The organism is Stenotrophomonas sp. YJH_SMC_29 (assembly GCF_059371235.1).
The window spans coordinates 1-18,430 of sequence record NZ_JCAFUK010000025.1; the positions used below are offsets into that span (position 1 = coordinate 1).

Sequence of the window (18,430 nt, forward strand, 5' to 3'; positions counted from 1 at the left end):
CAGCGGCCGGCACTACCAATCAATGTTCGGCACCGACATTCGCTGTTCAGCACCGCGTGCGCGCTTCGGCCGTGGTCGGCCTGGATGTGATGCCGGCCAGCGGCCGGCACTACCACAGCAGAACCGAAGCGCCGCGCAGATCGCGTTCCGGCGCACAGAGCATCCGCGATGGTAGTGCCGGCCGCTGGCCGGCAACCACATGACCCGCGCAGAGATGCGTGGCTGCCGGCCAGCGGCCGGCACTACCAGTGAATGTTCAGCGCGGCTTGCGTGTCCGTTTCGGCTTTGCGGTATCACCGCCGCTGGCGGCGCCATCCTGCAGTGCCTGCAGCCAGGACAACGTGTCCACGTAGTCGATGAAGTGGCGCAGGTAGCCGGGGCTGGTGGCCTGCATCGTATCCAGCATGCGCTGCACCAGCACCGCCGAGTTCAGCGGGCCGCCGTCGGCGGGGGCTTCGGTGCGCAGGGAGCGGCGCACCTGCAGTTCGCTGCGCAGCTCCGACCACTCGCGCTGCACCTGCTGCAGCATCGGCACCTGCGGGTAATGCGGCAGCGAGCGCGACCCCGCATCGAGATCACGCACCAGTGCGCGCAGGCCCTCCAGTGCTGGCGGCTTACTTGGCATCCGCGACCTTGGGCTTGGGAATCGGCGCGATCTCGACGCGACGGTTGCGCGCTCGGCCTTCCTCATTGGCATTGGAACTGACCGGCTGCTCGCTGCCGAATGCGGCGGCGAACACGGCGTCGGCCGGCACGCCATCGGCGATGAGCGTACGCGTCACGGTCAGCGATCGCTGCGCGGACAGCTCCCAGTTGTCGGCGAAACGACGATTGCCTTCGCGCACCGGCGCGTCATCGGTGAAGCCGCTGACCATCAGGATTTCCTCGCGGCTGCCCAGGTACGCGGCCAGCGGCGCGGCCAGGCTGCGCAGCAGCTCCTGGCCTTCGGGTTGCAGCTGGTCGGAGTTCAGCGCGAACAGCACGCTGCCGCTGATGCCGATGCGGCCATCCACCAGCGTCACGCGGCCGGCGGCCAGAGGTCCAGCCAGCGCCTGTTCCAGCGTCTGCAGGCGCTTGGCTTCGGCCTGGCGCTGTTTCACTTCCTGGTCCAGCCGCTGCGACAGCTCCAGCTGCACCGCGACCACGCCGACCAGGATCAGCACGAACGCGCCCAGCAGCACCGACATCAGGTCGCCGAAGGCGGCCCAGATCGGGGCATGCGAGCCGCCGTCGACCTCCAGCTCGTCGCTCATGCGCTGCCGGCCTTGCCGCGGCGCGCGGCCAGCTGCTGCAGTTCTTCCATTACCTGTTTCTGCGACAGCAGGCTGAGATCGACCACTTCGCGCGCCTGCGCCACGTAGTAGGCCAGCTGTTCATCGCTGCGGGCCAGCGAGGCATCCAGGGCGCCACCGATCTCTTCCAGGCGGCCGGACAACGCGGTGGCGGCGGCGCCGAACTGCGCGACGGCTTCGCCGAAGGTGCCGGCCAGCTGGCCCACTTCGGCAGCGCTGCCGTTGAGCGCGGCGGCGATGCCGTCCAGCTTGCCGGTCTCGGCAGCGATATGGTCGGTGAAGCGGTTGCCGACGCGTTCCAGCAACTCGGCCGAGCCACCGACCAGCGCGTCCACGGCGGTGCGCTGTTCGTGCGACGCATGGTTGACCGCATCGAGCAGCGTCTGCACGGTGGCCAGCAGGCGACCGCGTTCTTCCAGCATTGCGTTGTCGCGCACCAGGCTTTCGGACAGCGTGCTGCGCAGCTCGTTGATGACATCGGCGGCAGCCTTCGGCGCGGCCGCGGCGGTCTGCAGGAGGGTAGACACCTCGGCCAGCGTGGCACTGGCCTGCGCGCGACCGTTCTCGCCGATCTGCTGTGCGGTGGCCGCCAGCGTGTCGCAGACCTGCTGCTGCTGCGCGGCCAGGCGTTCGCCGTTGGCCTGCAGGCGCGCGGCCAGCTCGGTGGAAACATGCTGCAAGGTATCGCTCCAGCGCTGCAGGCGCTGTTCGTCGCCGGCCTGCACCTGCGCCTGCAGGGTGGCGTGGGCCTGCTGCAGTTCGGCACTGACCGCATCCCAGCGCGCCTGGCGCTGCTGTTCGCGGCTGTCCAGGCTGGCCTGCAGCTCGGCGTGCGCGGTGGCGACGCCGGCCTGCGCGGCCTGCCACTCCTGCGAGCGCTGCTGCTCGTGGTCCTGCAGCAGGGACTGGCTGGCGCAGTGGTGCTGGGCCAGTGCCTGCAGCAACGCCTGCGCGTGCTCGTCCAGCTGCTGGCCGGCTGCGAGCAGCGCCTGCTGCTGGCGCTCGACCAGCGCGGCGTTCAGGGCCTGCTGCTGCTCGGCGGCGGCGCGCAAGGCCTCTGCATTGCCCTGTGCATCGGCGTGCAGGCGCTCGCCGATGCGCGCCACCAGCGCTTCGGCGTGCGTGCCCTGGCTCTCGCTGAAGGCTTGCAGGTGCTGGCGCAGTTCACTGACCAGCGACTGCTGTGCCTGTGTCTGCTCGCTCACCACCTTGGCCCAGCTGGCCTCGGTGGCGACGCGGCTGCGCTCGAAACCCTCGCTCAAGCCAGCCAGCTGCTGCTGCACGGCCTGCTCGACACGGGCATGCAGAGCTTCGCCGTGCTCGGCCAGGCCGGCCAGCGTGGTTTCGGCCATCGGCTGCAGCGCACCACCGATGGCAGCGGCACTGGCTTCGGCACCTTCGCGCAGCGACTGCTGCAGCGAGACGGCCAGGCGTTCCTGCAGGGCCTGGCTCTGGGCCAGGAACTCGGCCTGGCCGGCCAGCAGGCGCTCATTGGCGACCGCACTGTGCTGTTCAAAGGTGCTGGTCATCGCCTGCAGGCGGTCGACCAGCGCCGGCAGCGCCGCGGACTGTGCCTGCAGCAGGCGCAGCGATTCGGCGCGCTGCCAGGCCTGCGAATACGGGTGCAGGTCGCCGGCAATGGCGCGGTCCAGCTGCTGCACGGCCTGCAGGCGGTCGCGGCGCAGCAGGGCGGCCAACAGGCCGAGCATGGCCGAGCTGGCCACGCCCGCGATCGAGGTACCGAATGCCACCGCCAGGCCCTGCACCGGCGAGGCCAGCGAGCCGCGGATGGCGGCCATGTCGGTGGCGCTCTGCAGGGCCAGGCCGGTGCCACGTAGCGTGTCCATCATGCCCAGCAGGGTGCCGAGCATGCCCAGCAGCACCAGCAGGCCGACCAGGTAGGGGGTCAGCACGGGTGCGGGCAGAGCAGTGCGCTCGCCCTCCACGCGCAGGCGCACGGCGTTGCGCAGGCCCAGCGGCACGCGTTCCAACCAGGCGGCAAGGCTCTCCTTCGCGCTGGACAGATCGCTCAGTGCGCTGCGCAGGCCGTTGCTGGCCTGGCGGTAGCGGTACAGCTCCACGCCGCCGGCGATGTAGCAGGCCGCGATGATCGCCGCCACCGCTGCACCCAGCGGATGCACCGAAACGTAGCCGATGCCGATCCAGCACACGGCCAGCAGGCCGACAAGGAAAACAACGACATGGAAAGCAGTTCTGGACATGGTGTTCCGGTCAGTGGGAGCGCAGGGCGGCTTGCAGCCCTTCGATCGGGTGGAAGCGCAGCTGCAGCTCGGCAAGCAGCAGCGTGCGCATGTCATGGCGGAAGGCCGCGCGCCAGCCGGGCTGGCCGTGCACGCGGTCAAAACGGGCGCCGAGCACGGCCGGCGCCGTGGCCAGCAGGCTGTGCTCGCGCGGGGTGAGGGTCTGTTCCATCACCGCATCGACCTCGGCCAGCCGCGCCAGCTCGGGCGAAACCTGCACCAGCTGGTCGCGCAGGCGGCCGCGCAGGCGCCCGGTGGCGGTCTGGATGGCCTGCTGCAGCACCCGGTAGCGCTGGCGCAGCGAGGCAAAGTTGGGTGCAGCGGCGGCTTCGGCCAGGTCCAGCAGGCGCTCGGCCTCGGCATCCTCGCTGATCGAGGCCCGCAAGCTGGCGTGGGCGTGGGCGCAGTCGGCCAGCACATCGTCGACCGCTTCGCTGGCCTCGCCCGGCTCGGGCAGGCGTCCACCCAGCGCCCCGGACAGGGCCACGGCACGGCTCCAGTCCACCCACTGGCCGAGGCGATCGGTCAGGGCGGGACTGGTGGCCGGCATCGCGCCGTCGCTGAGACGGGCGAGCAGGCGGAGGAACTCCGGTCCACCCAGGACCGGCTGCGCTGCGTTCGCCATCAAGGGGTGAGGGGCCAAAAACCGTTGATTTTACAACCAGATGAACCCGCCTGGATGAAGGCGCGGCCGGGGCAGGGCACCCGCAGGCGCGACAGGGCTTAGAATGTCCGGCTGCACCCATCCCGTTCGACCCCTGGAGTACCCCATGACTGTTGCGCAGTTCTACCCGATCGGCACCCCCGGACAGCCCTGGGGCGACGCGGAACGCGCACAGTGGCGGGCGCGCCAGCAGCGCCAGCGCAGCTACCAGGAGGATGTGGTGGCGGCCCTTGAGCGGCTGGACGACAGCGTCTTCGACGTGATCCAGTACGGCCAGCTGGACTATGCGCCGGACCACTACCCACTGTTCGCGGTGGTCAACCATGACTGGAACCCGGCGCTGCCGACCGCGCTGATCACCGGCGGCGTGCACGGCTATGAGACCAGCGGCGTGCACGGTGCCCTGCAGTTCCTGGAACAGCAGGCCGAGCGCTACCTGGGCCGGCTGAACCTGATCGTGGCGCCGTGCGTCAGCCCATGGGGCTATGAGCGCATCCAGCGCTGGAACCCGGATGCGATCGACCCCAACCGCAGCTTCCGTGATGGCGGCCAGATCGAGGAAGCGGCCGCGCTGATGCGCTGGGTGGCCGAGCGCAAGCCGAACCTGCTGGTGCACCTGGACCTGCACGAGACCACCGACAGCGACCTGCACGAGTTCGATCCGGCCCGTTGCGCCCGCGACGGCAAGCCGTTCGAGCGCGACACCATTCCGGACGGCTTCTACGTGATCGGCAACAGTGAAGATCCGCAGGCCGAGTTCCAGAAGGCCCTGATCGCCGCGGTCGCCCCGGTCACCCATATCGCTCCGGCCGACGCCGAGGGCAACCTGGTCGGCCTGCCGTTGCAGTCGCCGGGCGTGGTCTGGGGTGAGTCGCGTTCGATCGGTGCCTGCGCCGGCTTCACCGATGCGCGCTTTGCCACCACCACCGAGGTCTACCCGGACAGCCCGCGCACCAACCCGCAGGAATGCAACGACGCCCAGGTGGTTGCGGTGTGCGCCGGCCTGGATTTCGCCCTGGCCGCACAGTAACGCGCCACGTTCCGGGCGGTGACCGGCATCAGCCGGTGCCGCTCTGCCGGCGCAGTGGCGAGTGGCGCGGCGGTCGTCGCCCGGCAGCCGGCGAACACATCGCGTTCGCGCTGGTATACGGCGCTGCTGACACCGAACAGGCCCAGCAGGGAATGGAACACGTTGTCATGGCTGTACGCGCGGTGCAGCGCATTCCCGCCCAGGCAGCCCATGTCCAGGCCCGCGTTGCGGCTGAATTCCGTTGAGAACCACATCACCATCGGCACCTGGGTCTGTTCGCGCGGGGCGATGAAGTAAGGCGTGCCATGCAGGTACATGCCGCGTTCGCCGAGCGACTCACCATGGTCGGAGACATAGATCAGCGCAACGTCGCGGTGGTCCGAATAGCCCCGCAGCAGGTCGATGGTCTCCGCCAGCACCCGGTCGGTATGCACCAGGGTGTTGTCATACGTGTTGACCAGTGCCTCGTTGCTGCAGTGCTGGATCTGGTTGCTGTCGCAGGTCGGGCTGAAGGCCCGCGACGCTGCGGGATACCGTTCAAAGTAGGTGGGCCCGTGGCTGCCAAGCTGATGCAGCACGACCAGGGCATCGCCGTTGATCGCGTCGATGCGTGCGCCGAGCTGATGCAGCAGTACGTCGTCGTAGCAGGTGCCGTCGGTGTTGACGCACTGGCCGGCCACCTTGAGTGCAGGCATGTCCTCGGTCGGTACGCGCTCGCACACGCCCTTGCAGCCGCCATTGTTGTTGTTGCGCCAGAGCACGCCGACGCCGGTACGCTGCAGGATGTCGAGCACGTTCTCCTCGGTCGCCGCGCGGACGTCGTCGTATTGCTGGCGGGTCATCTGCGAGAACATGCACGGCACCGAGATGGCCGTTGCGGTGCCACACGAGGAGACATCATTGAAGCTGATGACGCCGTCGCTGCGCGACAGCCGCGGGTTGGTCGCGCGCGGGTAGCCGTTCAGCTGGAAGTTCTGTGACCGTGCGGTTTCACCGACCACCATGACCACCAGCCTGGGCCGTGGCCCCGCGGTGCGCCGTGCGTCCATGGCGATCGTGCGCAGCGGTTGCTGGCGGGTGCTGTAGCGGCTTTTCAGGTAGCCGTGGGTATGGCGCAGCACGTTCAACGGCAGCACCTGGTCGCGGATGTAGCGGTTGTTGCGCAGCAGTGAGGAATAGTCCTTGTAGAACCCAAAGCCGATCACCAGCAGCACCACCAACGACGCCAGGACATTGGCCGGCCACACCAGCAGGGAACGCAGCGAGGCCGCTCGGCGCGTGGTGCGCAGCAGGACCAGCGCGGTGGCCGGCAGCACGCCCAGCGCCAGCAGCGTGAGCAGCAGCGGTAGCGAGAGATAGGCGTTCAGTTCGGCCTGATTGGTTTCGAACACGTTCTGCACCATGCTGCGGTCGATCAGCACGTTGTAGTGCAGCATGAAGTAGCTGCACGCGGCGCTGACGACGACCAGCACCACCAGCAGCGGCTTGCGCACGAAGGGGAGTGCCAGCAACGGCGTCAGCAGCAGGTTGAACAGGCAGAACAGCAGCGGCGGCAGGCTGGCCAGGAACAGCACGCTGTGCAGGCTGTTGAGGTCGATCAGCCCCCACAGCGTCTTCCAGAGGGCGATGTTTCCAATCGTGGCGAAGAACAGTGCGGCGGCCCAGACCAGAACGATCGGATGGGGCCGTGGGAAACGGAGGCATTGACGCACGAGCAGGTTCCGCGGAACAGGAGTGCGCGCAGTATCGAAACGGCTTTATCAGGAAGTTGTCAGGATTGCCGGGCTAGCCCAGCAGGATCACGCCCCACACCGCACCGACCATCAACAACGCGGTGGTCTGCGCGGCGCTGCCCATGTCCTTGGCGTTCTTGGACAGCGGATGCTGCTCCAGCGAGATGCGATCAACCACGGCCTCAATCGCGGAATTCAGCAGTTCCACCAGAAGGCTGATGAAACAGACCGCCAGCACCAGCGCCCGCTCGACCGTGCTGATGTCCAGCACGAACGCGGCCGCCATCAGCAGTGCGTGCAGCAGCAACAACTGGCGGAATGCCGCCTCGCCGCGAAAGGTGGCGATGAAGCCATCGCGCGAATGGATGAGGGTGTGGAAGACGCGGCTCAGTCCGGTCTTGCCGTGCGGGTACTTGCCGCTGTCCTTGGGATGCTGCATGCCGTATCCAGAGCGGGGAGCAACCCCGAGCATGTGCAGCCCGATGTCAGGAATCCGTCAGATGCGGGGGCAGGGCCAGCGCAGGGTGAACCGGCACCCCTGCCCGGTGGATTCCACGGTCATCGTCCAGCCCAGATGCTCGACGATCCGCTGCACGATCGACAGCCCCAGCCCTTCGCCACTGTGCACGCCACTGGGCACGAAGCGCTGGAACTGCCGTGGATCGATGCTGGAGGGCAGGCCGGGTCCGGTGTCAGCGACGATGAGTGCGGTGTCGTGGAGGGTGATCCGCACTTCGCCGTTTTCGGTGTACTGGCAGGCGTTGCGCAGCAGATTCCACAGGATGCTGTGCGCCAGATCCGCGTTGGTGACCAGCACGGCGTCATGCCGGGCATCAAACGCAACGATCACGGGCTTGCCGGAAAGCCAGGGCTGGCAGCGTTCCATGCAGGCTTCGATCAACGGGCGCAGGGCCACTTCATTGCGCGGCACGGTGCCGGGGGCACGCGAGAGCAGCAGCAGGCAGGACAGCTGGCGCTGCATCTCCTGGGTGGTGCGCAGGATGCGCTCGGCGCTGGGAACCAGGTGGCTGTCGGGCGGCAACTGGCAGGCCAGCGTCTCGGCAGCACCACCGATGATGGCCAAGGGCGTGCGCAGCTCGTGGCTGGCGTCGCCGCTGAAGCACTGTTCGCGCTGCAGGAACCGTTCGAGCTCGTCACTATGGCGGGCAAAGGCGCGCGCGAGCACGCCGATCTCATCGCGTGCGTCCTGGTAGGGAAAGGGCTTGTGGCCGTCCTGCACCGCATCGGCCAATCGGGTGATGGGCGCGATGACGTGGGTCGCGACCTTGCGGCCGATCAGGAAGGCACCGAGCACGCAGATCGAAATGACCAGCGCGGCGAAGGCATTGATCAGATGTTCCAGATAGGCATAGTGCGCTGCGTCCTGCAGCAGGTAGTAGCGCTGGCCGCCGCTGTCGAAGACGCTCAAGTGCCACTCGTTGGGCGCCTCTTCGCCGTGATGGCCCGGGCCGTACTGGCGCAGCACAGCGGGCACGTCATCGGCATCGTACAACCGGGTCCCCGCTGGCAGGGCGGGGCGTTGGCCCCGGGCCAGCGCGGCCTGCAGCCGCTGCACTTCGCTGTGCTGGGTCCGCGCAACGACGGCGGCCCGGACCTGGTCGTAGTCGACCTGCTCGGCCAGCACGATGAACCCCATGGCACCGGCCATCAACAGCACGAACGAGATCGTGATGCGGGTGCGCAGGCTCAGGCGGCGGTAGAGGGACGCAGGGCTCACGCCTGCATGCGCCAGCCGACGCTGTGTACCGTGTTGATCAGCGCGGTGTCGAAGCTGCGGTCCACCAGCAGGCGCAGCTCATGGATGTGGGTTCGCAGCGCGCCGCTGTCCGGTGGTTCGTCGCCCCAGACCAGATACTCCATCTCCTGCTTGCGGACCACCGCGGGCGCCGCACGCACCAGGCACATCAGCAGCTTGTGCGACGTGGGCGTCAGCGCGATGCAGCGGCCTTGCCGCCAGGCCTGTGGTGAGCGCGTGTCCACCTGCAGGTCCTTCCACGCCAGCACGCTGTCGACCTGGCGACCCTGCGCGCGTCGTACCAGGGCCTTGATCCGCGCGTCCAGTTCCTTCAGCGAGCACGGCTTGACCAGGTAGTCATCCGCGCCCAGGGCGAGGCCCTGCACCCGGTCATCCACCGGGTCGCGCGCGGTCAGCATCAGGATCGGCACCGGGTTCTGGAACTCCTGGCGCAGCTTCTGGCACAACGTCATGCCGTCCAGGCGCGGCAGCATCAGGTCCAGCAGGATGGCGTCGTAGTCGTGCTGCGTGGCCCGGCGCAGTCCGCTGGCGCCGTCGCGGGCGTCGTCCAGCACGTAGCCCAGCGGTTCAAAGAAGGCATACAGGTTGGCAACCAGCTCGGGGTTGTCTTCGATGATCAGCAGGCGGGTCATGGCATGCGTCCTTGCGCGTGGCCGAACTCTGCCCGATCACTGGCTGATTGCCAATGCGCTGGCTGAATGGATCGCAATCGGCGCTCGGCGCCATCCAGCGACGTTCACTCGGCCGGGCTGCGTGAATCGCGGATCGAATAGATCACCGAAAAGATCTTCCAGCCTTGTTCGGTGCGGATCAGCTGCCACATTTCCTTGCCCCAGTTGGTCTTCACCCCATCGTCGTGGAAGCTGTAGTCGAACGACACCGAGGCCACATCGCCATCCGTCTCGATCTTCGTGTTGGAGAATGTCTCTTCTTTCGGCTTCGGCGAGGCCACCGCCCCGTCGATCAGTGCGATGAAGTTGTTGGCGGGAATCTGCCGTGCCTTGATCGCATCGGGCTTGGCCCTGCGGATGTCCTGCAGGCGCACATCCTCGGAAACGTACTGCCAGCCGATGTCTTCCGGTTTATCAGAGAAGAACAGGCTCATGTAGGTCGGCTTGTCCTTGTTGATCAGCGAGGTACGGAAGGATTCGACCACCTGTTTGATCGCCTCGACGTCGGCAGGGGCGTCCTTTGCGGCGTGGGCCGGCAAGCACGCCGGGAGGAAGAGGGCGAGGGCAGCGAAGCGTGCTCGTGCGTTGGGCATCATGGGGTCCTGGGGAGGAATAGGGGGGCGCTGGCGCATCACCGCGCGTAGGTTCGCCAGAAGAGCACGTGGTCTTCGGTCCTGTTGATGGCGACGAAGACTGATTTTCCGGATTCGGGCGCGCAGCGAAAGACGCGGTACGACGACTTGAGCGTCCAGTCGCCCGGCCACCAGTATCGATCGAACGCAACAGGATCGCTGCTACTGAATGTCGTTGCCTGGCAATCCGCAGGCAGCTGCAGTGATACCGCAGGGGGTTTGGTGAAGGCCAGCGCGCTGGTGTTCGAGTCGAGGTCATGTACCTCCCGCAGGTCGGTCGCCGCTTGCGGCACCCAGCCGGGAATCCATCCCTTGTTCACCATGTCGGAATCGAGCGCCTCGCGCAGCGTGTCGAACGAACTGTCCATCACCAGGCCGCAGGCGCACAGTACACTGCAGAGCGTCACGAAGATGGCGCGCCGGATCACTCCTCCAGGGCTGATCATCGTTGTCGTCCTCACCGGGGAGCATCCTGACCCGCTCTTCTGGCGCCAGACGCATGAGCCGCTCTCGCAGTTCCAGTCGCAGGGCCGGTCGCTGGATTCGGCATGGCGCTGCCCTTGGGCCCGTACCGCTTCACGAACAGACCGTGCTCCTGCGTGATCCTGTCCTTCCGGCGCTTGCCTGCCATCGATGGGTGTCCCTGCGTTCATCCTGAATCATCGGTCGGCGCACGCTAGCACGGTTGCCGGGCGCTGCAACAGGTCCGCTCGTCGTTGAGGTTTGACGTCGAAGAGCGTCTGCGCGGATGATGCGCGGGCGCGCGGCGCAGGAGGGGATCTGTCAATGAGGACACTGATGTGGGGACTGGCCGGCCTGTTCGTGGCGTACGTGGCCGGTTGCTCGGCGATCTCAGCGTGGCATTCCCACGCGCTTGCCTCGGTCCCGGTCGGGGCGAGCAGGGCCGAGGTACTGCGGGCGCTGGGGCACCCTGACGTGGTGGAGCACGCCGGTGCTCCCTTTACCCGCTATGCCAGCCGTGGATGCAGTGGTCGCTGTGCGCAGCGATGGTGGTATGAGAACCGGCTGGGCCTGGGTACCCAAGCTTGGTCGGTAGAGCTGGATGCTTCCGATCGCGTGCTCGCAACGTCGCGCTGGACATCACCGTAGAAGATCGCGACGAGCGCATGCGTATCCAACGACCTTTCATCTTCATCGCAAGCCTGGCCCTGATGGCGTGGTGCGGGCTGATGGGTGTACTGGTGCTCATCCATGGCTTCAACGAGCACGGTCTGCGCTGCGGCAGGCTGTGCTCACTGGAGACCTCCATCCGCCTGCTCTTTGGTCATCGGGGATTCGAAATACTGGTGGCGATGGGGCTATTTGCCACAGCGCTGATGTGCGGGTATATCGCGCTGCGGGAGGGCCTGCATGGCGGGCCGCGGAGGCGGGCGGGGCGCCGTGGGCGCAGACACCGCCGACCGGGGCGGCCCCGGTCGTAAGGTGTCTGCACCGAGGCAGATCGCTCCGCGTGGGACGTTGCAGGTCGCTTCAACGATGCAGGGCGTCGACAATCAAGCCGGTGGCGATCTCCACCAACAGGTACTCGTTGTCGGACTGGCGCACCCAGCGCCGGTCGCGGCCCGGCTCCCGCAGGTGATAGCGCGCGTAATCGTCTACCCAGTAGCGGCGGTCCACTTCGGCCCACGGCAGGCGCTCGCCACGACGCCAGGCCTTCTTCTGCCAACCCGGCGGCGGCGCATCGCGGTGGTGCGGGCCGCCTGCGTGCGGCGGCGGGCCGTTGCCGCGGGCATGGTGCGGCGGATCGGCGAAGGCGGGCGCTACGGCGAGTGCTGCGGCCGAGCCCACGGCAATGGCAAGAAGACGTATGGATGTCATCGGGATGCCTCCGTCATGGCCGCGATATGCGGCGCTGTGAGCGCGAATATAGGGCAGGCTGCGTGAATGAATACGGGTGTGGACAGGGCTTTCATGAACAGATCGGGGAGCGGCTGCGGCTGCGAAGACGACGTCAGCGGGCCGCACCAACGGCGATGGCCCCTGCAGCCCAACCGCCCCCCAGTGACAGGAACACATCCATCTGACGGTCGACCCGCTGCGCGCGCGAGGCGGCCAGTGCGGACTCCGCATCTGCCAGCGCGGCCTGGGCCGAAAGCACGTCGAGGAAATCGATCTTGCCGTAACGGTACAGTTGCTGTGCCTGCCCGGCGGCCCGCTCGGCATCCCCACGCGCCTGCGCCAGGCTGCGCTCGCGTTCAAGCTCCTGCGTGCAGGCAGAAAGCGCGGTCTCGGTCTGGCGCAGGGCCTGCAGCACGACGCCGTCGAAAGCAGCAAGAGTGGCCTCTGCATTGGCGCCGGCCGCCGCGATGCGGGCCTTGGCCACGCGGCGGTTGGGCCAGTGCCATGAGAGCAGTGGCCCGACGCTCACCCCGAAACCGTCGGCCGAAAGCAGCTGACGCCGCGTGCCCGCTGTACCCAGGGAACCGCCCAAGGTGACCCGCGGATAAAGGTCTGCGGTCTCTACGCCGATCATCGCCGTGGCCGCCGCAAGGCTGCGCTCGGCGGCACGTATGTCGGGGCGCCGCTGGAGCAGCTGCCAGCCGTCACCGACCGGCAGCGCCTGCTCCAGCTCAGGGGGCTGGGGGCAGGCTTCCGCCTCCCTGGGATAGTCTGCCGGGACCCTGCCCATCAGTGCGGCCAGCTCGAACAGTGCGGCCTGGCGCTCCGCCAGCAGGTGCGGTACCGCCGCCGCGCTGCGGTTGACCGCGGCGCCGGCACGGCTGACATCGAAGTCCGTTCCACGCCCGCCTGCAGCCAGGCGACGGGTTGCCTCCAGCGTGGCGTGCTGTATCGCCAGCACCTGCCGGGTTGCAGTGAGCGTGTGATTGCGGGTGCACACCTGGAGATAGGCCCGGGTGACGGCTGCAGCGACGACCACGCGGACCTGGTCCCGTGCCGCAGCGACGGCCTCCGCGTCCGCGTTGGCGGCTTCGATACCGCGGCGGATGCCACCTGCAAGATCCAGTGGATAGGAGAGGTGAAGGCCCAGCACATACGACTGCGGCGCGGCCGACGCCTGGGTGTAGCCACCGGCATGGGTGAGCGTGCCCGATGCATCCACGTCGGCTTGCACGGCCCCGCGCGCGCGGTACTCCAGCACGGTGGCGCTGGCGCGCCGGAGGTTGGCATCGGCGGCGCGCAGATCGGTATTGGCTGCCAGTGCTTCGCCTACATAGGCGTCAAGCTGCGGGTCGCCATACAGCTGCCACCACCGATCCGGAGGCACGTCGCGGCTGAACGATGCGTCCTGGCCCGAGATGAACGGCCGCGCCGCCTGGGGGGAGGCCGCGACGGCATTCGCAGGCAGGTGATAGTTGGGGCCGGAGACGCAGGCCGTCATCGGCAGCAGCAGGGCAAGCAGCCCACCACGCACTGTTCGCACGCTCACTTACAGGCTCCCTGTGCCGAGGGCGTGATGGTGACACTCGCGGTGCGACCCACGATCAGGCGGGTATCCGCCGGCGCATCGTCGATACGGATGCGTACCGGAATGCGCTGGGCCAGCCTGACCCAGGTATAGGTCGGTGCCACGGCAGGCAGCAGGTTGTGCGTGCTCGAGCGCTGATCGTCGGCAATGCCGGCGGCGATGGTCTCCACGTGTCCGCGGACATCGCGGGCGTCGCCCATCAGCCGCGCCACCGCGGCATCGCCCTCGGTGATGCAGCCCAGCTTGGTTTCCTCGAAGTAGCCCTCGATACGCAGGCTGCCGGTGTCGATCAGCGCCAGCGCCTGCGCGCCCGGTTGCAGGTAATCGCCCGCATGCAGGTCCAGGTTGGTGACGATGCCGTCGGTGCTCGCGCGCACCTCGGTGCGTTGCACGTTGAGTTGGGCAACGCGCTGTTCGGCCCGTGCCTGCGCCAGGGCGGCCAGCTCGGTGTCGACCTTGGCGGCATTGCGTTCGCGTGTTTCCGAGGCGACCAGGTTGCCCAGTGCGTTGTCCCGCATCGATTCGCGGCGGGCCAGCGCCAGCGTGGCGCGTGCGCTGCTGACCGCTGCGTCGGCCTTCTCAAGTGCGGCAGCGAAGCGCGGTTGATCGAGCACCAGCAGCAGTTGTCCGGCGCTGACCCGCTGGTTGTCGTGCACCCGCACCTGGGTCACCAGCCCCCCCATGTCTGATGCAACGCGCACCACATCGGCGCGCACCCGCCCGTCCCGCGTCCACGGGCGCATTTCGTAACGACTCCAGAGGGAAAGCGCGGCGACGGCAGCAAGTGCGCACACGCCCAGTGTGGCGCTCCAGCGCCCGATGACAGCAAGCAGGTGTTTCATTTCATTTCTCGAGCAGGGGCGCGAGCCGGATCATCAGCTCCGCCAGGATCACGAACAGGGACAGGCCCACCAGAGGCCGCGCGGCGAACCACCGGTACAGGCCCAGGCTGGCGAGCAGACGTGAGGTCAGCACCGACAGCACCAGCGCGGCCACCGCCACGGCGAGCAGTGCTGGAATGAGCACCCCATCAATGGAAAGATCAGAAAGCATGAGGTCAGTGCCGATGGGTGAGCGCGGGTACCAGCAGGTCGCGGCGCAGGCTGCAGAGCAGATGCAACAGGTGATCCCGATCAGCCCCGCTACTGGCCGTCGCGGCCTCGCGCATGCGGTCCAGCAGTTCCAGAAGATGGATGTCGACACTGCGTGCCGAGTGGGCGCGTACCCTGAAATGTGCAGCGATGCGTTCGACCAGCGCCGCATGAAGCGCACGAACCTGCGGGTTGTGCAGCCGCTTTTCCAGCGCGCGGAGCTGGCGGGATGCTCGTACCGCGCGCACGTCCGCAAACAATGCCCGCAGGTCGTGTGCGGCACTGGAACGGCTCCGCAACCGGGGAGCGAGCTGCCCGATGCGATCCAGCATGCGGCTGAGCCAGGCCCGGGCCACGCCACCTTGTCCGGCGGCGTGTCGTGCGATATCCCGACGGATCGAACGCTCCAACCGAGCGCGGTTGCGGCCCGCATCGGCGGTCTGGAACAGCTGCATGCTGCACAGTGCCACCGTCGTACCGATGAACAACGCAACGCTGTTGTTGAGTGCGCCGACGATGTTGACCGTATTGGTCGCGCCCAGGCCGGCGATGAGCGGAAACGTGAGCACCACGCCCAGCGCAGCCATGATGAAGGATGGCCGGGCCAGGAACGATCCGCACAGCAGCAGCACCGGCGCTAGCGCGGCAATCAGGCCGGTGATATCGGACAACGCGGGGAAGATCAGCAGACCGTAGAGCAGGCCGACGGCAACGCCGATCGACGACCCCACTAGATAGCGCATGACATGCGGCGCAGGCGCTTCGATCGTGCCGAACAGCACGCACGCCGTGCCGATGATGGACACCGCCGTGGCGCCCTCCGACCAGCCGGTAACGATCCACAGCACGCAGCTCAGCAGGATGCCGACGAACGCGCCCAGCGCGCTGCGCAGGGCAAGCCGATGATCCCGGTGAAGTACCGCACCCTGCGCATGTCGGGCAAGGCGGGCAGGTACATGCCGGCGCCAGCCGGGGCGGGCAGCGCATAGTTGTGCCTGCAGCACGCGGCAGTCGGCGTGGGCGAGGTCGAGCTCGGCCTGTTGCGCGGCGAGGCCGGTCTGCATCAGCTCGCGCCAGCCAGGCGAATCCATGGCGCTGGCCTGTGATGAGCGCAGCCGTGCGATGGAATCTTCCACCGCGCTGGAGAGCATCAGTACATCCAGCATCCGGTCATGCAGGGCGCGCAGGATCTGCACCTGGGCCACGCCGTGGGCGCTGTCGAAGGGCAGGTGGATCGACAGCACATGCAGCTCGAGCAGGTCGGCGGCCACTTTCGAGCGGTCCGTCGCCAGCACCGTGTCCGATGCACCGGCGCGCATGTCGCGTGTCCATCGTTCCGCGTCATCCAGCACGGCAGCAACCCGCGCGTGCACGCGCATCGAGACCCGGCGCGGCAGCACCAGCCCATGTACCAGCGTAGCCGCCAGGATGCCGATGGCGATTTCCTGCACCCGCGTGATGGCGATGGTGAACACGTCTCCCGGCACCATCACCGCAGGAAACCCGATCAGGCTGGTGGTATAGCCGGCCAGCAGGAACGCGTACGCACGTGGCGTGCGGTCGAGCATCGCCAGGTACAGGCACAGCGCCATCCAGGTCGCAAGCGCGGCGCTCAGCACCAGGGGTGCATTGGCGAAACGTGGCACCAGCACGACGGTGGCGACGGCCCCGCCCACGGTACCGAGCAGGCGGAACAGGCCGCGGCTGAGTGTTGCCCCGGAAAGGGGCTGCGACACCAGATAGACCGTCCCGATCACCCAGAACGGGCGATTCAGGCCGATCCTTAGAGAGACATACAGCCCCAGCGACGCGGCGAGCAGGCATTTGAGCGAGAACAGCACCGCCTCCTGGTCGGTCCTGAGGGCAGGGCTTTTCAACCAGGCGAATGCCTGGAACACGTGGGGACGGGCAGGGGTGGGGGCGTGCATGCGGCTCATGCTAGTGATCGGCCGCACTGGAGAATTTCGCTACAATGACAATCAATCGCTGAAACCGGCCAATGTGAGAATGGCTCGCATTTCGCTCCCCGGCTTTGACCTGGACCCGGACGAGACCGATCGCCCGGCGGTCGCCAGCCGCCTGCAGGTGGCCGAGCACGACGCAGAGATTCCCGTGCATGAGCACCGCAAGGGCCAGCTGATTCTTGCGCTGCATGGGGCGGTGACCTGCGAAGTGGCCAACGCGCTGTGGATCGTGCCGCCCCAGTGTGGCGTCTGGATCCCGGGCGGCATGCCGCACAGCAATCGCGCCACCGCCAACGCGCGCCTGTGCTACCTGTTCGTCGAGCCCGGCGTCGTCGACCTGCCGGCGCAGTGCGTGACGCTGGCGATCTCGCCGATGCTGCGCGAGATGATCCTGCACCTGGCCGACGCGCCGCTGGACTACCCGCATGGCAGCCACACCGACCGGTTGGCGCGGGTGCTGCTGGACGAACTGGTGCAGATGCCGGCCGAGCATCTGTCGCTGCCGGTCAGCCATCACCCGAAGGTGCGGGCGTTGGCGGCGGCGCTGTCGGCGGATCCGGCAGATCGCAGCACCATCCGCCAGTGGGCCATGCGCCTGGCCCTGGGCGAGCGCACGTTGACCCGGCTCGTTGAGCGAGAAACGGGATTGTCCTTCGGGCGCTGGCGGCAGCAGCTGCACCTGCTCATCGCTATTCGGGAACTTGCCGCGGGCGCATCGGTACAACGCGTTTCCGAGACGCTGGGCTATGAGTCGGTGACGGCCTTCATCACGATGTTCAAGAAAGCGCTTGGCCTTTCCCCGGCGCGGTACTTTGCGGTTCGCCTGCGTGGGCAGTAGCGGGGAACAACCCGGGAAGCCCCTGCCTGGAACAGCTACTTCGAGGTGCCGGAGACAGATTGAATCGCGGCCACCACCGCAGCAGGGTCCTCGCGCTGGACGGTGTGGCCGGTTGCCAGGTAGCGATGCGAGCCACGCGTGAAGCCCGAGAAGAGCAGGGCGTGCTGCGCCTTCCAGAGTGCCTTGCCCGCTGCGGTTTCTTCGAAGAACAGCGGTTCGGCAGCCAGCCGCGTTGCAGTCAGCAGCGCCACCGGCAAGTCCGGCATCGTGCGCGGGGTTTCCGCACCCGGTGCATCCAGCTGTTCGGTCAGCACGGCGTAGTCGGCGGCCATGGCTGGCGGCAGCATCGCCCGCAGCTGGGCATCATCTGCCTGCACGCGGGCACTGTCGGCCTGCTTGAACGCATGGCGCTGACCCATCGTGGCCGGGTCCACCAGCACCAGGCCCTGCAGGCGCTCCGGATGGCGGCGTGCAAACTCCGTGGCCAGCAGGCCGCCATAGGAATGACCCACCAGCACCACGCGGCGACCGGGAGCGAGCGTATCGATCACGGCCGTGAGGTCGGCCAGATGCGCATCGATGCGCTTGGGGTGACCGTCGCTGCCGGACTTGCCGAGTCCCGCACGGGCGTAGGTGATGCTGTGGTAGTCGCGCCCCAGACCGGCAACCACCTCCTTCCAGGCACCCGCACCCTGCCCGAAGCCGGATTCAAAGACCACGGTGATCGGGCCGGCCCCGGTCTCTTCGGCCTGCAGCGCGTAGGCACCGCGATCCACCTGGATTTCCCCTGCGTGCGCGGTGCCCGCCGCGGCCATCACCGCGGCCAGCGCCCACATCGTCACTCGGCTGCTCTTCATTGCCATTCCCCTGGGTCGTGACGCGTGCCGGCCCTTCCGATGGGTCAGGTCTGCAGCGGAGTGCCGCAGCCTGCCGACCTCGCGACAGATCGTGCTGGTAATGTAGTGAGGTAGAACACCGACTCCCTGTGCAGGAAGTCATGGGGACGGGGCGTAGACTGCTGAATGGCGT

19 protein-coding genes are annotated in these 18,430 nt (G+C 67.7%); 3 read left to right on the top strand and 16 right to left on the bottom strand.

The window, feature by feature from the left end; translation table 11 throughout:
* Positions 1-256 precede the first annotated feature (256 nt).
* The 4 genes from AC5P9I_RS19855 to AC5P9I_RS19870 are packed head-to-tail and all read right to left on the bottom strand — an operon-like array spanning position 257 to position 4,178.
* Positions 257-625 (bottom strand): DUF2894 domain-containing protein, encoded by a 369-nt coding sequence (locus tag AC5P9I_RS19855; protein ID WP_049469554.1) that lies wholly within the window; start codon positions 623-625, stop codon positions 257-259.
* Positions 615-1,253 (bottom strand): OmpA family protein, encoded by a 639-nt coding sequence (locus AC5P9I_RS19860; RefSeq protein ID WP_049469557.1) that lies wholly within the window; start codon positions 1,251-1,253, stop codon positions 615-617. Before AC5P9I_RS19860 ends, AC5P9I_RS19855 begins: the two co-directional genes overlap by 11 nt.
* Positions 1,250-3,514 (bottom strand): DUF802 domain-containing protein, encoded by a 2,265-nt coding sequence (locus AC5P9I_RS19865; protein WP_049469558.1) that lies wholly within the window; start codon positions 3,512-3,514, stop codon positions 1,250-1,252. Before AC5P9I_RS19865 ends, AC5P9I_RS19860 begins: the two co-directional genes overlap by 4 nt.
* A 10-nt stretch (positions 3,515-3,524) precedes the next feature.
* On the bottom strand, positions 3,525-4,178 hold the full coding sequence (locus AC5P9I_RS19870; protein ID WP_049469560.1) for a DUF3348 family protein: 654 nt from the start codon (positions 4,176-4,178) through the stop codon (positions 3,525-3,527).
* A 145-nt stretch (positions 4,179-4,323) separates the two neighbouring features.
* On the opposite strand from AC5P9I_RS19870, the gene AC5P9I_RS19875 reads away from it, so the two are divergent.
* Positions 4,324-5,247: a M14 family metallopeptidase gene (locus AC5P9I_RS19875; RefSeq protein ID WP_088476363.1), complete on the top strand. Its 924-nt coding sequence runs from the start codon at positions 4,324-4,326 to the stop codon at positions 5,245-5,247.
* On the opposite strand, the gene AC5P9I_RS19880 is transcribed toward AC5P9I_RS19875, so the two are convergent.
* The 6 genes from AC5P9I_RS19880 to AC5P9I_RS19905 form a co-directional block, all read right to left on the bottom strand.
* On the bottom strand, positions 5,151-6,959 hold the full coding sequence (locus AC5P9I_RS19880) for a phosphoethanolamine transferase (RefSeq protein WP_049469566.1): 1,809 nt from the start codon (positions 6,957-6,959) through the stop codon (positions 5,151-5,153). The genes AC5P9I_RS19875 and AC5P9I_RS19880 overlap by 97 nt on opposite strands.
* 73 nt (positions 6,960-7,032) lie before the next feature.
* Entirely contained in the window at positions 7,033-7,419 is a 387-nt protein-coding gene (locus AC5P9I_RS19885) for a diacylglycerol kinase (protein WP_049469570.1), read from the bottom strand.
* Between the two features lie 57 nt (positions 7,420-7,476).
* Positions 7,477-8,718 carry a sensor histidine kinase gene (locus AC5P9I_RS19890; protein ID WP_049469573.1) on the bottom strand — a complete coding sequence of 414 codons (1,242 nt, stop codon included), beginning with the start codon at positions 8,716-8,718 and terminating at the stop codon, positions 7,477-7,479.
* Entirely contained in the window at positions 8,715-9,389 is a 675-nt protein-coding gene (locus AC5P9I_RS19895) for a response regulator transcription factor (protein ID WP_049469575.1), read from the bottom strand. The genes AC5P9I_RS19890 and AC5P9I_RS19895 overlap by 4 nt, the downstream gene beginning before the upstream one ends.
* A gap of 104 nt (positions 9,390-9,493) precedes the next feature.
* A complete protein-coding gene (locus AC5P9I_RS19900; RefSeq protein WP_049469578.1) occupies positions 9,494-10,024 on the bottom strand; it encodes a Cif family virulence factor in 531 nt (176 codons plus the stop codon).
* Between the two features lie 35 nt (positions 10,025-10,059).
* Positions 10,060-10,506: a YbbD-related protein gene (locus AC5P9I_RS19905; protein WP_049469580.1), complete on the bottom strand. Its 447-nt coding sequence runs from the start codon at positions 10,504-10,506 to the stop codon at positions 10,060-10,062.
* Positions 10,507-11,187: 681 nt separating this feature from the next.
* Here AC5P9I_RS19905 and AC5P9I_RS19910 point away from each other — a divergent pair.
* Positions 11,188-11,502 carry a hypothetical protein gene (locus tag AC5P9I_RS19910; protein WP_049469586.1) on the top strand — a complete coding sequence of 105 codons (315 nt, stop codon included), beginning with the start codon at positions 11,188-11,190 and terminating at the stop codon, positions 11,500-11,502.
* Between the two features lie 49 nt (positions 11,503-11,551).
* Here AC5P9I_RS19910 and AC5P9I_RS19915 read toward each other — a convergent pair whose 3' ends face one another.
* The 5 genes from AC5P9I_RS19915 to AC5P9I_RS19935 all read right to left on the bottom strand — a co-directional run bounded on the left by AC5P9I_RS19915 (position 11,552) and on the right by AC5P9I_RS19935 (position 16,527).
* The gene (locus tag AC5P9I_RS19915) at positions 11,552-11,899 is read right to left on the bottom strand and encodes an RcnB family protein (protein ID WP_019659905.1); all 348 of its coding nucleotides are present in this window, start codon (positions 11,897-11,899) and stop codon (positions 11,552-11,554) included.
* 133 nt (positions 11,900-12,032) lie between these two features.
* Positions 12,033-13,469 (bottom strand): efflux transporter outer membrane subunit, encoded by a 1,437-nt coding sequence (locus tag AC5P9I_RS19920; protein ID WP_049469589.1) that lies wholly within the window; start codon positions 13,467-13,469, stop codon positions 12,033-12,035.
* Positions 13,466-14,350: an HlyD family secretion protein gene (locus AC5P9I_RS19925; RefSeq protein ID WP_049469591.1), complete on the bottom strand. Its 885-nt coding sequence runs from the start codon at positions 14,348-14,350 to the stop codon at positions 13,466-13,468. Before AC5P9I_RS19925 ends, AC5P9I_RS19920 begins: the two co-directional genes overlap by 4 nt.
* Position 14,351: 1 nt before the next feature.
* The gene (locus AC5P9I_RS19930; protein WP_049469594.1) at positions 14,352-14,561 is read right to left on the bottom strand and encodes a DUF1656 domain-containing protein; all 210 of its coding nucleotides are present in this window, start codon (positions 14,559-14,561) and stop codon (positions 14,352-14,354) included.
* 4 nt (positions 14,562-14,565) lie between these two features.
* A complete protein-coding gene (locus AC5P9I_RS19935) occupies positions 14,566-16,527 on the bottom strand; it encodes an FUSC family protein (RefSeq protein ID WP_231353099.1) in 1,962 nt (653 codons plus the stop codon).
* A 79-nt stretch (positions 16,528-16,606) separates the two neighbouring features.
* On the opposite strand from AC5P9I_RS19935, the gene AC5P9I_RS19940 reads away from it, so the two are divergent.
* Positions 16,607-17,401 carry an AraC family transcriptional regulator gene (locus AC5P9I_RS19940; RefSeq protein WP_049469596.1) on the top strand — a complete coding sequence of 265 codons (795 nt, stop codon included), beginning with the start codon at positions 16,607-16,609 and terminating at the stop codon, positions 17,399-17,401.
* 35 nt (positions 17,402-17,436) lie between these two features.
* Here the strand turns inward: AC5P9I_RS19940 and AC5P9I_RS19945 are convergent, their stop codons facing one another.
* A complete protein-coding gene (locus AC5P9I_RS19945; RefSeq protein ID WP_088476362.1) occupies positions 17,437-18,258 on the bottom strand; it encodes an alpha/beta fold hydrolase in 822 nt (273 codons plus the stop codon).
* Positions 18,259-18,430 lie beyond the last annotated feature (172 nt).

Excerpts from the sequence above, each read along its gene's own strand:
- AC5P9I_RS19875 (WP_088476363.1), top strand. The coding sequence starts at position 4,324 with ATGACTGTTGCGCAGTTCTACCCGATCGGCACCCCCGGACAGCCCTGG.
- AC5P9I_RS19855 (WP_049469554.1), bottom strand. The coding sequence starts at position 625 with ATGCCAAGTAAGCCGCCAGCACTGGAGGGCCTGCGCGCACTGGTGCGT.
- AC5P9I_RS19930 (WP_049469594.1), bottom strand. The coding sequence starts at position 14,561 with ATGCTTTCTGATCTTTCCATTGATGGGGTGCTCATTCCAGCACTGCTC.
- AC5P9I_RS19905 (WP_049469580.1), bottom strand. The coding sequence starts at position 10,506 with ATGATCAGCCCTGGAGGAGTGATCCGGCGCGCCATCTTCGTGACGCTC.
- AC5P9I_RS19860 (WP_049469557.1), bottom strand. The coding sequence starts at position 1,253 with ATGAGCGACGAGCTGGAGGTCGACGGCGGCTCGCATGCCCCGATCTGG.
- AC5P9I_RS19900 (WP_049469578.1), bottom strand. The coding sequence starts at position 10,024 with ATGATGCCCAACGCACGAGCACGCTTCGCTGCCCTCGCCCTCTTCCTC.
- AC5P9I_RS19895 (WP_049469575.1), bottom strand. The coding sequence starts at position 9,389 with ATGACCCGCCTGCTGATCATCGAAGACAACCCCGAGCTGGTTGCCAAC.
- AC5P9I_RS19935 (WP_231353099.1), bottom strand. The coding sequence starts at position 16,527 with ATGCACGCCCCCACCCCTGCCCGTCCCCACGTGTTCCAGGCATTCGCC.
- AC5P9I_RS19870 (WP_049469560.1), bottom strand. The coding sequence starts at position 4,178 with ATGGCGAACGCAGCGCAGCCGGTCCTGGGTGGACCGGAGTTCCTCCGC.
- AC5P9I_RS19915 (WP_019659905.1), bottom strand. The coding sequence starts at position 11,899 with ATGACATCCATACGTCTTCTTGCCATTGCCGTGGGCTCGGCCGCAGCA.
- AC5P9I_RS19940 (WP_049469596.1), top strand. The coding sequence starts at position 16,607 with ATGGCTCGCATTTCGCTCCCCGGCTTTGACCTGGACCCGGACGAGACC.
- AC5P9I_RS19945 (WP_088476362.1), bottom strand. The coding sequence starts at position 18,258 with ATGAAGAGCAGCCGAGTGACGATGTGGGCGCTGGCCGCGGTGATGGCC.
- AC5P9I_RS19885 (WP_049469570.1), bottom strand. The coding sequence starts at position 7,419 with ATGCAGCATCCCAAGGACAGCGGCAAGTACCCGCACGGCAAGACCGGA.
- AC5P9I_RS19910 (WP_049469586.1), top strand. The coding sequence starts at position 11,188 with ATGCGTATCCAACGACCTTTCATCTTCATCGCAAGCCTGGCCCTGATG.
- AC5P9I_RS19865 (WP_049469558.1), bottom strand. The coding sequence starts at position 3,514 with ATGTCCAGAACTGCTTTCCATGTCGTTGTTTTCCTTGTCGGCCTGCTG.
- AC5P9I_RS19925 (WP_049469591.1), bottom strand. The coding sequence starts at position 14,350 with ATGAAACACCTGCTTGCTGTCATCGGGCGCTGGAGCGCCACACTGGGC.